At 63.7% G+C, this 12,560-nt stretch carries 11 protein-coding genes; 7 read left to right on the top strand and 4 right to left on the bottom strand.

Features of this window, described 5'->3' with window-relative positions:
• Positions 1-38: 38 nt before the first annotated feature.
• Positions 39-629, bottom strand: coding sequence for a PadR family transcriptional regulator (locus IVB29_RS32865; protein WP_247507554.1), 591 nt, complete (start codon positions 627-629; stop codon positions 39-41).
• Between the two features lie 211 nt (positions 630-840).
• Here IVB29_RS32865 and IVB29_RS32860 point away from each other — a divergent pair, with 211 nt between their 5' ends.
• From IVB29_RS32860 to IVB29_RS32845, 4 genes are all read left to right on the top strand, one after another.
• On the top strand, positions 841-1,224 hold the full coding sequence (locus tag IVB29_RS32860; protein ID WP_247507553.1) for a nuclear transport factor 2 family protein: 384 nt from the start codon (positions 841-843) through the stop codon (positions 1,222-1,224).
• A gap of 39 nt (positions 1,225-1,263) precedes the next feature.
• Positions 1,264-3,054 carry an acyl-CoA dehydrogenase C-terminal domain-containing protein gene (locus tag IVB29_RS32855; RefSeq protein ID WP_247507552.1) on the top strand — a complete coding sequence of 597 codons (1,791 nt, stop codon included), beginning with the start codon at positions 1,264-1,266 and terminating at the stop codon, positions 3,052-3,054.
• Between the two features lie 71 nt (positions 3,055-3,125).
• Positions 3,126-4,334: an acetyl-CoA C-acetyltransferase gene (locus tag IVB29_RS32850; RefSeq protein ID WP_247507551.1), complete on the top strand. Its 1,209-nt coding sequence runs from the start codon at positions 3,126-3,128 to the stop codon at positions 4,332-4,334.
• Positions 4,335-4,488: 154 nt separating this feature from the next.
• Positions 4,489-6,702: an FAD-dependent oxidoreductase gene (locus IVB29_RS32845; RefSeq protein ID WP_247507550.1), complete on the top strand. Its 2,214-nt coding sequence runs from the start codon at positions 4,489-4,491 to the stop codon at positions 6,700-6,702.
• Positions 6,703-7,044: 342 nt separating this feature from the next.
• Here the strand turns inward: IVB29_RS32845 and IVB29_RS32840 are convergent, their stop codons facing one another.
• Together IVB29_RS32840 and gstA are read right to left on the bottom strand one after the other, a co-directional pair.
• Entirely contained in the window at positions 7,045-7,353 is a 309-nt protein-coding gene (locus IVB29_RS32840) for a hypothetical protein (RefSeq protein WP_247507549.1), read from the bottom strand.
• Between the two features lie 243 nt (positions 7,354-7,596).
• Positions 7,597-8,211 (bottom strand): glutathione transferase GstA, encoded by a 615-nt coding sequence (gene gstA, locus IVB29_RS32835; protein ID WP_247507548.1) that lies wholly within the window; start codon positions 8,209-8,211, stop codon positions 7,597-7,599.
• Between the two features lie 125 nt (positions 8,212-8,336).
• On the opposite strand from gstA, the gene IVB29_RS32830 reads away from it, so the two are divergent.
• The 3 genes from IVB29_RS32830 to IVB29_RS32820 all read left to right on the top strand — a co-directional run bounded on the left by IVB29_RS32830 (position 8,337) and on the right by IVB29_RS32820 (position 11,085).
• Positions 8,337-8,834: a MarR family winged helix-turn-helix transcriptional regulator gene (locus tag IVB29_RS32830; RefSeq protein ID WP_247507547.1), complete on the top strand. Its 498-nt coding sequence runs from the start codon at positions 8,337-8,339 to the stop codon at positions 8,832-8,834.
• A gap of 102 nt (positions 8,835-8,936) precedes the next feature.
• Positions 8,937-10,307, top strand: a complete 1,371-nt coding sequence (locus tag IVB29_RS32825; protein ID WP_247507546.1) for a glutamate--cysteine ligase — start codon at positions 8,937-8,939, stop codon at positions 10,305-10,307.
• Between the two features lie 211 nt (positions 10,308-10,518).
• On the top strand, positions 10,519-11,085 hold the full coding sequence (locus IVB29_RS32820; protein ID WP_247507545.1) for a PAN domain-containing protein: 567 nt from the start codon (positions 10,519-10,521) through the stop codon (positions 11,083-11,085).
• Between the two features lie 7 nt (positions 11,086-11,092).
• Here the strand turns inward: IVB29_RS32820 and IVB29_RS32815 are convergent, their stop codons facing one another.
• Positions 11,093-12,457 carry an MFS transporter gene (locus tag IVB29_RS32815; RefSeq protein WP_247507544.1) on the bottom strand — a complete coding sequence of 455 codons (1,365 nt, stop codon included), beginning with the start codon at positions 12,455-12,457 and terminating at the stop codon, positions 11,093-11,095.
• Positions 12,458-12,560: the final 103 nt, after the last annotated feature.

Here is a 12,560-nt window from a genome sequence, read left to right as displayed (position 1 = left end):
GGTGTCGCGATGACTTTCAAGTACTAACCCGCCGGCGCCTAACTCTTCCCCTCGCGCTTGCCGTCCTCGATCGGCACCACCGCGCCCTTGCCGCTCATCGCCGACAGCGCCTCGAGCGCCTCCTCGCAAAAGTCCGCCACCAGCTGCTCGTGGCGGGCGCCGAGCTGAAGCAGCAACAGATTACCGAGGTCGAGCACATCAGACGCGGTCCCTTCCGGAAAACGCTTCTTCAGGATGCGCTCGTAATTGCCGTGGCGGTCGCGGTGGTGCTCCAGCCGGGCCATCAAATCGGCCCGCATCGGCTCGATGTCGATGCTGTCGAGCGCATGCAGGCGGACCAGGAGGTCGTCCTTGATCGAGGGGGGCGTGCTTGGCCGCGCGGCCCAGTGCCGCAGCGCTGTTCGCCCTTCCGGAGTGAGCGTATAGATGAGCTTATTGGGTTTGCCTGATTGCACGACCTCGCGGCCCTGGATGTAGCCGCGGTCGCGCAGCTTGGAGAGTTCGCGGTAGATCTGCTGGTGGTCGGCCTTCCAGAAGAAGCCGATCGAGGAGTCGAACGTCTTGGCGAGCTCGTAGCCCGTCATCGGACGTTCCGTCAGGCATGCGAGGATTGCGTCGCCCAGCGCCATGGCACCAGCTCCCTTTAGAAGTCTCGACCAATTGACTTGACTTTATGCGCATTGGTGCATATGCGTCAATGTGCATATGAAGAGGCCGAGGTCGGGGCAAAAGACCCGATCCGAAAGCCCAGCGGAATCAACCTTCTCGCTACTGTGCATGGGGTTGTTTTCGCATTTTTTGCCAAAGCCTTTGATTTGATCCACGGGAGGCACCCTGACCATGACCGGCCTCGATTCCTGGTACGCCTTCATGAAGTCGCATGACAGCAAAGCGCTCTGGGACTTGCTGCATCCTGACGCCATCTTTGAAAGCCCCGTCGTGCATTCGCCGCAGCGTGGCCGCGACATCACCTTCAAATATCTCGCGAGCGCCGAGAAGGTGCTCGGCGGTCCCGGCTTCACCTATGTCGGCGAGTGGAAGAGCGCCAATGGCGTTGTGCTCGAATTCAAGACCATCATCGATGGCATCGAGATCAACGGCGTCGACATCATCACCTTCGATGCCGAGGGACGCATCACCTATTTCAAGGTGATGGTGCGTCCGCTCAAGGCGGTCAACATGCTGCATCGCCTGATGGCGGAGCAGCTCGCCGCCCAATCATAGAGAATTCCAACACTTCAAGATGTATGCCGGGAGACCACCATGCCGATCTACAAAGCCCCCGTCGAAGACGTGAACTTCCTGCTCAACGAAGTCTTCCAGATCGACCGTTACGACAATCTGGCCGGCTTCTCCGACGCGTCGAGCGACGTGCGCGAAGCGATCCTTGGCGAAGCCGCCAAGCTCTCGGAAGAAGTGCTCCAGCCGCTCAATCGCGTCGGCGATCTCGAAGGCTGCAAGCGCGCCGATGACGGCAGCGTCACCACGCCGAAGGGATTTAAGGACGCATTCAAGCAGGTCGCCGAGGGCGGCTGGCTTGGTCTGTCGGCTCCGACCGAGTTCGGCGGCCAGGGCCTGCCGGTAACGCTGAGCCAGGCGGTCAACGAATTCCAGTGCTCCGCCAACATGGCGTTCTCGATGTATGGCGGCCTCACCATGGGCGCGACCGCCGCGCTGATCGTGCACGGCACCCCCGAGCAGAAGCAGACCTACGTGCCGAAGATGGTCGCGGGCGAATGGACCGGCACCATGAACCTGACCGAGCCGCAATGCGGCACCGATCTTGGCATGCTCCGCACCAAGGCGGTGCGCCAGTCGGACGGCAGCTTCAAGATCACGGGTACAAAAATCTTCATCTCGGCCGGCGAGCATGATCTCGCCCCCAACATCATCCACCTTGTGCTCGCCCGCATCGAGGGTGCGCCCGCCGGCATCAAGGGCGTGTCGCTGTTCGTGGTGCCGAAATTCCTGGTCAATGCCGATGGCTCGGTAGGGCAGCGCAACGGCGTCGTCTGCGGCTCGATCGAGCACAAGATGGGTATCCATGGCAATTCCACCTGCGTGATGAACTACGACAACGCCACCGGCTGGCTGATCGGCGAAGAGAACAAGGGCATGCAGGGCATGTTCGTGATGATGAACGAGGCCCGCCTCGGCGTCGCCGTGCAGGGCCTCGCGCAGTCTGAAGTGGCCTACCAGAACGCGGTCGCCTATGCCCGCGACCGCATCCAGGGCCGCTCGCTCACCGGCGTGAAGGCGCCGGACAAGCAGGCTGACCCGATCATCGTGCATCCCGACGTCCGCCGCACGCTGCTCTCGATCCGCGCCTTCAACGAAGCCGCGCGTGCCTTCGTGATGTGGACCGCGCTGAAGAGCGACGTTGCCCACCGTTCCGAGGATCCCAAGGACCGCCAGGCCGCCGACGATCACATGGGTCTGATGACGCCGGTGCTGAAAGGCTTCCTCACCGAGTACGGTTTCGCCAACGCGGTGCAGGCGCAGCAGATGTATGGCGGCCACGGCTACATCGCCGAACAGGGCATGGAGCAGTTCGTGCGCGATGCGCGTATTGCGATGATCTATGAAGGCGCCAACGGCATCCAGGCGCTCGACCTCGTCGGCCGCAAGCTGCCGCGCGACGGCGGCCGCGCCATCATGGCGTTCTTCGGCGAGGTCGGCGCGTTTGCCAAGGAGAATGGCGGCGACGAGGCGATGAAGCCGTTCGTCACCCCGCTCTCGACGGCGCTCGGCCATCTCCAGCAGGCCACCACGTGGCTGATGCAGAACGCAATGATGAAGCCGGACAACGCGGGCGCTGCCGCAACCGATTTCCTGCATCTCTTCGGATTCGTCGCGCTCGGCTACATGTGGGCAAAGATGGCGAAGGTCACCCAAGCCAAGATTGCCGAGGGCGGGGCGACGCCCTATCTCTCCACCAAGCTCGTCACGGGCCGTTTCTTCATGGAACGCATGCTGCCGGAAACCGCGGCCAACCTCGCCCGCATCCAGGCCGGCTCCGCCACCATCATGGAATTGCCGGCGGAAGCGTTCTGAAAATTGACGCGCGACCGATGATTCCGGCCGCGCGACGGTCATGACAAAATAACTGCAATCAGGAGGCTCCCATGGCAGATGCCTATATCTACGACCACGTCCGAACCCCGCGCGGCCGCGGCAAGGCTGACGGCGCGCTGCATGAAGTGACGGCGCTTGCGCTTGCGACCGTGCCGCTGAAGGCGCTGAAGGATCGCAACAATCTTCCCGAAGATTCCGTCGACGACGTCATTCTCGGCGTGGTCGATCCGGTCGGCGAAGCCGGCTCCGACATCGCGCGCTTCGCCGCGCTCAAGGCGGGCCTGGGCGAGGCCGTGCCCGGCGTGCAGATCAGCCGCTTCTGTGCTTCCGGCCTCGACGCTGTGAACTTTGCTGCCGCGCAGGTGATGAGCGGCCAGCACGAGCTGGTGATCGGCGGCGGCGCCGAATCCATGAGCCGCGTCGGCATCGGTGCCTCCGGTGGCGCCTGGCCGATGGACCCGTCGATGGCGGTGCCCTCTTATTTCATGCCGCAGGGCGTCTCGGCCGATCTGATCGCCACCAAATACGGCTTCTCGCGCGACGACGTCGACGCTTACGCGGTGCAGAGCCAGCAGCGCGCGGCGAAGTCCTGGGAAGAGGGACGCTTCAACAAGTCGATCGTGCCGGTGAAGGACATCAACGGCCTCACCATCCTCGCCAAGGACGAGCATATGCGTCCCTCGACGACGATGCAGTCGCTGGCGCAACTGCAGCCGTCATTCACGATGATGGCGCAGATGGGCGGCTTTGACGGCGTTGCCGTGCAGTCGCATCCCGAGATCGAGCGCGTCAATTACGTGCACCACGCCGGCAACTCCTCCGGCATCGTCGACGGTGCCGGCGCGGTGCTGCTCGGCAGCAAGGAAGCGGCCAGCAAGTACGGTCTCAAGCCGCGCGCAAAGATCCGCGCGTTTGCCAATGTCGGCTCGGAGCCCGCGATGATGCTGACCGGTCCGGTCGACGTCACCGAAAAGCTGTTCGCGCGTTCGGGCATGAAGAAGTCGGACATCGACCTGTTCGAGCTCAACGAGGCCTTCGCCTCCGTCGTGCTGCGCTACATCCAGGCTTTCGACATCGACAATGCCAAGATCAACGTCAATGGCGGCGCGATCGCACTGGGTCATCCGCTCGGCGCAACCGGCGCGATGATCCTTGGCACCGTGCTCGACGAGCTCGAGCGCACCAACAAGTCGACGGCGCTGGTGACGCTGTGCATCGGTGGCGGCATGGGCACCGCCACAATCATCGAGCGGGTGTAACGAGCTGCCGTAGGGTGGGCAAAGCGAAGCGTGCCCACCACTGATATCTCCGCGAATGATGGTGGGCACGGCGCAAGGGCGCCTTTGCCCACCCTACGAGATCACCGTCAACCGCCGCGCCTGGAATCGGCTGCGGCACCGAGGAGCAACCAACATGGCTTACAAGAACTTCAAGGTTGAGACCGATTCCGATGGTATCGCGCTCGTCACCTGGGACATCCCGGGCCGCTCGATGAACGTGCTCGACGAGACCTCGACCAGCGAGCTCGACGCGATCGTCAAGGACACCACGGCTGATGCCGCGGTGAAGGGCGTTGTCATCACCTCCGCCAAGGAAGCGTTTTGTGCCGGCGCGGATTTGTCGATGCTCGAAGGCATGAACCAGGCCTACGCCAAGGTGCTGAAGGAGCAGGACGAGACCGCGGCAAACCAGATGCTGTTCGACCAGGCCCGGCGCTTCTCGCTGGTGCTGCGCTCGATCGAAACATCAGGCAAGCCGTGGGCGGCCGCGATCAACGGCCTCGCGCTCGGCGGCGGCTTCGAGATCACGCTGTGCTGCCACTATCGCGTGGCGGCCGAAAATCCCAAGACCCGCCTCGGTCTGCCCGAGGTCAAGGTCGGCCTGTTCCCCGGCGCGGGCGGCACGCAGCGCGTGCCACGCCTGGTGCCGCCGCAGGACGCGATGACGATCCTGCTCAAGGGCGATCCTGTCACGGTCGAGAAGGCCAAGGCGCTGAATCTGATCCACGCAATCGTTCCTGCTGCCGATCTCATCAAGGCGGCGAAGGACTGGATCAAGGGCGGCGGCAAGGCCGTCGCGCCCTGGGACGAGAAAGGCTTCAAGCTCCCGGGCGGCCCGGTGTTCTCCAAGGCCGGCATGATGATGTTCCCGGCCGGCAATGCGATCTATCGCCGCGAGACCTATGACAACTACCCGGCCGCGCGCGCGATCATGAGCTGCGTCTATGAAGGCCTGCAGTTGCCGATCGATGCCGCGCTTCGCGTCGAGTCGCGTTACTTCACCTCGGTGCTGCGCTCGAAGGAAGCGGCCGCGATGATCCGCAGCCTGTTCTTGTCGATGCAGGAGCTCAACAAGGGCGCGCGTCGTCCGAAGGACGTGCCCGCGACCAAGGTCAAGAAGATCGCCGTGATCGGCGCCGGCTTCATGGGCGCCAGCGTCGGCTACGTCTCGGCCCGTGCCGGCCTCGACGTCATCCTGATCGACCGCGACCAGGAGAGCGCCGACAAGGGCAAGGCGCATGCGCAGAAGGTGATCGAGGAGCAGATCAAGAAGGGCCGCGCCAAGCCTGGTGACGCCGAAGCGCTGCTCGCGCGCATCACGCCGACCGCGGACTACGCCGCGCTGAAGGACGTCGACCTCGTCATCGAGGCCGTGTTCGAGGACCGCAAGGTCAAGGCTGACACCTTCGCCAAGGCGCAGGAGCATATGAAGCCGGACGTGATCTTCGCGTCGAACACCTCGACGCTGCCGATCACCTCGCTGGCCGAGGGCTTCAAGGACCAGGGCAAGTTCGTCGGCATCCACTTCTTCTCGCCGGTCGAGAAGATGATGCTGGTCGAGATCATCAAGGGCAAGAACACCGGCGATGTCGCGCTCGCGACCGCGCTCGACTACGTCCGGCAGATCGGCAAGACGCCGATCGTGGTGAATGACTCCCGCGGCTTCTTTGCCAATCGCTGCGTCGGCCGCTATGTCGCCGAAGGCAACGAGATGTTCCTCGAAGGGGTGCCGCCGGCGATGATCGAGAACTGCGCCAAGATGGCCGGCATGCCGGTCGGCCCGCTCTCGCTCTCCGACGAAGTCGCGCTCGACCTCGGCCTGAAGATCATGAAGGCGACGGAAGCCGATCTCGGCCCCAACGCCATCAACCCCGACCAGAAGAAGCTGATGGTGGAGCTGGTCGAGAAACAGGGCCGGCTCGGCCGCAAGAACAGCAAGGGCTTCTATGACTATCCCGAGAAGGGCAAGGGTCAGAAGAGCCTGTGGCCGGGTCTCTCCGCACTGCAGCCGAAGCAGCTCGACCCTGATACGCTCGACATCGAGGAGCTGAAGCAGCGCTTCCTGGTGGTGCAGGCGGTGGAAGCCGCGCGCACGGTCGAGGATCACGTCATCACCGATCCGCGCGAGGCGGATGTCGGCTCCATCCTTGGCTTCGGCTTCGCGCCGTTCACCGGCGGCACGCTGTCCTACATCGACTTCATGGGGACGAAGAAGTTTGTCGAGCTCTGCCACAAGCTCGAGGCGAAGTACGGCTCGCGCTTCACCCCGCCGAAGCTGCTCGAGGAGATGGCGGCAAAGGGCGAAACCTTCTACGGCCGCTTCGCGCCGAAGAAGGCGGCGGCCTGAACCTGATTCGAAACACCTCAGGCATTCGAACAAGAAGGCCGGATCATCGATCCGGCCTTTCCTTATTGCTGACGGCAGATATTCCGCGCGTTCCCATGCCACACGACGGCCGCCTCGGCTCCCCGCCGGGACCACAGGAGCTCCGCACTGGCACCGCTCTTGCTAACCAATCCACAGAACGATGATTGGCATTGAAGGTGTTCCAGAATGATCTCCCCGGTGTTTCAAAGTGACGTTGCAGGTGTCGCGCTGAGATATTCGCCGGTGCTGCCGGGTCGGCTGCCGCTACTCTCCAGAGTCCTGCGCCTGCGCAGAAAAATTCCCTCATGGGCGGGTCTGGCGCTACTCGTTCTCGCCGCCAATGCCATGTTGGCCATCGTGGCCTGGAGCGCCGTCGCTATCGTCCTGGGCTAGGATGCCGCCGTTGTGCCGCTGGAACGCGCTGACCAGAAAAGCCAGCTGGCACGCCGTCAGGCAGCCGATGATGACCGGAATGCCGGCCCAAAATCCGAAGCCGTAGGTCTGCAGGACGATTGCGGCAAGGACTGCGATTGCCGGCGAGACCAGCAGTAGCGACCAGACCCGGAACAACAATCCCGTCGCCAATCCAGCGAGCGTGCTCGCGAACAGAAGAACAAGTGCGGTCGTCACGTTCGTATTCCAACTTTGCGGACCCGCTGCCGTCGATAGGTTGCGCGAACTGGACTGCTCTCACAAGGAGTGTGGCACTGCCTCCTACGACAAGGCGGGGTTATTATTAACTCCGACAATGCTCCTAAAATTTGCCCGCGAGTTTTCGATCCCGAGTTCCGTGAGCGGGCACAAATGGGCGCCAAGAGAAAGAGCCGGATCATTGATCCGGCTCTTCGTCGTTTCATCTGGCGTCGTCCGGCCTCACTTCGCCTGCACCAGCCCTTCCTTCTTCAACGCCTCTTGCACCTGCGGCCGCGCGGCGACCCGGGCCTTGTAGGCGGTCAGGTTCGGCATCGCCGAGAGGTCGAACTTCATCCGGTCGCCCCAGGTCAGCATCGTGAACAGGTAGCCGTCGGCCACCGTGAACTGCTTGCCCATCAGGTAATCGCGGCCGGCGAGCTGGCTGTCGATGTATTTCAGCTTGCCCATGACACGATCCCTGAAGAACGCCTTGGCCTCGTCGTTCAGCGCTGGCGCGAACATCGGGCCGAAGCTCTTGTGCACCTCCGAAGTCAGGAAGTTCAGCCATTCGAGCAGCTTGTAACGCTCGGAGCTGCCATGGGCCGGCGCCAGGGCCTTGGCTGCGGCCTGGTCGGCGATCATCTGGACAATGACCGGGCCTTCGGTCACGATCTCACCGCTATCGAGGCCCAGCGCGGGGACTTGGCCCTTGGGGTTCAGCTTCAGATAATCCTCACCATTTTCGAGCTTCTTGGCCCGGATATCGACCTTGACCAGTTCGTAGGGCAGGCCGGCTTCCAGGAGCGCGATGTGCGGGGACAGGGAGCAGGCGCCGGGTGAGTAATAGAGTTTCATGGAATTTCCTCCTCTTGATGCTTGGTTGTGGCGAAAGAACGCCTACATGCACCTGCATGAATTAGCAAGATTGATGCAGGTGCATCGAGTGGGGTAAGAGACGGGCGACGAGCGTGAGCGGGACCATGAAACGCAAACCATCTACCGAGGCCACTTCCGCCTGGATCCGCCTGATGCGGGTACAGAGCCGCGTGCTCGATTGCGTCGAGCAGGATCTCAAGAAGGCGGGGTTCCCGCCACTGGCATGGTACGACGCCCTGCTCGAATTGGCGCGGGCGCCCTCGGGCGAGCTGCGGCCGGTGGAACTCGAGCGGCAGATGCTGATCCCGCAATATTCCACCTCGCGCCTGATCGATCGCCTGGTCGACGAGGGCCTCGCCGGACGGCGCGAATGCAAGATCGACAAGCGCGGCCAGTTCGTGGAGATCACGGAGGCTGGCCGCGAATTGCAGAAGCGGATGTGGGGCGCCTATTCGGCCGCAATCGAGAAATATGTCGGCTCGAAACTGTCGGATGCGGATGCCGTCAAGCTCAGCGGCCTGCTCGACCGCCTCGGCTGCTCGTGCGGCGAGATGAAGCTGCCGCCCATCGTCCACGCCAACGAAACCACGCCGTCGCGATGATCGCGCGGCACACCAGTTCGTCCGTGCGCCCGGTGGGTTCGCGGACAATTCCCGTCACCCGCGCGCCTTCGATCGAAGCGCCCCTTTTGATTAGAGTTTGATATGGCGCGAGACCAGATCGATATGACGCCGCTGCAATCACGCGACGAGCTCGTCGCGTGGTTCGAGGCCGGCTGCAAGGACCCGTCCGAATTCCGCATGGGCACCGAGCACGAGAAGACGCCGTTCACGCTCGAAGGCCACCGTCCGGTGCCTTACGAAGGCCCGCGCGGCATCGGTGCGCTGCTCGAAGGCATGAAGCTCCTGCTCGGCTGGGAGCCGATCATGGAGAAGGGTAACATCATCGGCCTCTACGACGTCACCGGCGGCGGGGCGATCTCGCTTGAGCCCGGCGGACAGTTCGAGCTCTCCGGTGCGCCGGTCGAGAACGTGCACCAGACCCAGAGCGAGCTGATGGCGCATCTCGCGCAGGTGCGCGAGATCGCAACCCCGCTCGGCATCGGCTTCCTCGGCCTCGGCATGACGCCGTCCTGGTCGCGCGCCGACATCCCGGTGATGCCCAAGGGCCGCTACAAGATCATGACCAATTACATGCCGAAGGTCGGCCAATACGGCCTCGACATGATGTACCGGACCTGCACGGTGCAGACCAATCTCGACTTCTCCTCCGAAGCCGACATGGTCAAGAAGCTGCGCGTCTCGCTCGCGCTCCAGCCGGTCGCGACTGCACTGTTTGCGAATTCGCCTTTCACCGAAGGCAAGCCGAACGGCTTCCTGTCCTTCCGCTCCGAGATCTGGCGCGACACCGACAATGCGCGTGCCGGCATGATGCCGTGGGCGTTCGAGGACGGCATGGGTTTTGAACGCTATGTCGACTACGCGCTCGACGTGCCCATGTATTTCGTCAAGCGCGACGAGGATTACATCGACGTCTCGGGCTCCTCGTTCCGTGCCTTCTTCGACGGCCGCAACAACAATTTGCCCGGCGAGCGTCCGACGCTGTCGGACTGGGCCAACCATCTCTCGACGATCTTCCCCGAGGTGCGGCTCAAGCGTTATCTCGAGATGCGCGGCTCCGACGGTGGCCCGTGGGGCCGTCTGCCCGCGCTGTCGGCGTTCTGGGCCGGTCTGCTCTATGACGACGTGTCGCTCGATGCGGCCTGGGACCTGGTGAAGCACTGGAGCGCGCATGAGCGCCAGTCGCTGCGCGACGACGTGCCGCGCTTCGGCTTCAAGTCGCGGATCAAGGATCGCTATCTGTTCGAGATCGCCAAGGAATGCCTCGTTCTGGCACATGCCGGCCTGCGCCGGCGCGGCCGGATCGACCAGCTCGGCCGCGATGAGACGCGATATCTGGAGCCGCTCGATCACATCATCGATTCCGGCCGGACACCGGCCGAGGAAATGCTTGAGAAGTTCAACGGCCCCTGGAACGGCTCCGTGGAACCGGCCTACGCGGAATACGCGTTCTAGAGCCACTTCCGGTCCGATGAATCGGAACGGGCTCTAGATTCTCATTTTGACGCGTTTTCTTTACGCGAACCGGTACCCATATCGCTCGAAACGCTCTAGTTCGAGAGACCATCACGTAGGACTTCAGCCGTTCATCGCCCGTACAGGTTTGCGGCGATCAAATGACCGGCTGAAAAACCTGAGCGTCGTCAATAACTCGAAAGCTGTTCCGATGGGGAAGGGCCGCCTGCCTGGGGCGATCATGGCGAGCGTCGTGGCTTGTGCTGCGCTGCTGTCGCTCGTGTTTGCGAGCGGGCCTGTGCGCGCCCAGACGGCGTTCGACCGGCCCGGCGGCGACTATTTCAATCAGCCGATCACGTCCGGCGATCCCGAGGATTGCGCGCTGCTCTGCGAGCGCGATCGCAAGTGCCGCTCCTGGAGCTTCAGCTATCCCGACATCGAAGGCGGCTCGGCGATATGCTGGCTGAAGAACGCCGTGCCGCCGCGCGTCCCGGGCAGCTGCTGCATCTCCGGTGTGCGGGGTGCCGGCGTGATCGAGCCGCGCGTCGAAGGCGTCGAGACGTCGATCGACCGCCCCGGCGGGGACTTGCGCAATTTCGAGCTCAAGGACGGCGAGGGCGAGGAAATCTGCAAGGCCGCCTGCACTGCCGACAACAAGTGCCGCGCCTTCACCTATGCCCGCCCCGGCTATACCGGCCGTGAAGCGCGCTGCTTCCTGAAAAAGGACATCAAGCCGCCGCGCCGCAAGGCGGGGTTCACGTCGGGCGTGGTGCGGTAGGGTTCGATCACACCCGGACCGGCCCCAGCGCCTCAAAGTGCCCGCGCTTCTGCAGCCAGACCAGCAAGATCAGGCTCGGGATCGCCACCAGCACGCAGATCACGAAGAACAGCGTCCAGCCGGTCGTATCAGCCACGAAGCCCGCACCTGACGAGAGATAGGTCCGCCCCACCGCCGCAAGCGCGGTGAGCAGCGCATATTGCGTCGCCGTGTGCAGCGGGTTCTGGCACAGGGCCGAGAGATAGGCGACGAAGATCACGGTGCCGATGGCGCTGGTGAAATTCTCGGCGCAGATGGCGAGCGCCAGCGCCCATTGATTGGTGCCGACCACGGCAAGCCAGGAGAAGGTGAGGTTGGCCAGCGCCTGCAACACGCCGCCGATCCACAGCGATGTCGCCAGCGGATAGCGCCGCGCGACAAAACCGCCGGCGAAGCCGCCGATCAGCGTTGCCGCCAGGCCAACGCCCTTCACGATCGCCGCATAGTCGTTGCGGGTGAAGCCGAGGTCGATCACGAACGGCGCCGTCATCGTGCCGGAGAAGGCATCGGTGAATTTGAACAGCACGACGAAGGCGAGCGCGGCGATGGCGTCCTTGCGCGACAGGAATTCGGAGAAGGCGCCGATCGCCGCGTTCAGCACGCGCGTGAACGCGGTCTCGGTTTGCGTCGAAGCTTCCGCCCGCACCAACTGCTCGGGCTCGGTCGCGGCCAGTGCGGTGATCGTCCCGATCAGCACCATCGCCGCCATCACCACATAGCCCCACATCCAGGCCGATGTGCGCGTGATGCCGGTGCTCTCGAAGCCGGAGACGACGAACAATGCGCCGGCGGTCGAGACCAGCATGCCGATGCGGTAGGCCGCGACGTAAGCCGCCATGCCGGCGGCCTGCTCGCTCTCGGGCAAGCTCTCGACGCGGAAGGCATCGACCACGATGTCCTGCGTCGACGACGTCGTCGCCACCAGCAGCGCGCCGAGCGCGACGTAGAACGGCGAGCGCGCCGGATCGGTCATCGCCAGCAGCAGGATCGCGACGATCAGCAGGGCTTGCGAGAACAGCAGCCAGCCGCGCCGCCGCCCGAAGGCGCGGGTGAACAGCGGGACATGCAGCGCATCCACCAGCGGCGCCCACAAAAATTTCAGCGTGTAGGGCGTGCCGACCAGCGCAAACAGCCCGATGGTCTTGAGATCGACGCCGGCTTCCCGCATCCACACCAGCAGCGTCGACCCCGACAGCGCCAGCGGCAGCCCCGAGGAGAAGCCGAGAAACAGCACGATCAGCACCCGCGGTTGCAGGTAAACAGCAAGGCCGTCGCGCCAGGAGGTGGCGGGGGCGGAAGTAGCGGCGGGGGAGGTGGCGTCGGGTGCAGTCATGGGGAGCGTGTTAGCAGATTCTGGGGGCGCTGCCTCTTCTCCCTCTCCCCGTTCTTACGGGGAGAGGGAGGGGTGAGGAGCCTCTCTCCGCAGATGAAATGGT

The organism is Bradyrhizobium sp. 1, from assembly GCF_023073315.1.
Lineage (GTDB): Bacteria > Pseudomonadota > Alphaproteobacteria > Rhizobiales > Xanthobacteraceae > Bradyrhizobium.
This window is presented reverse-complemented; position numbering and strand designations above follow the sequence as displayed.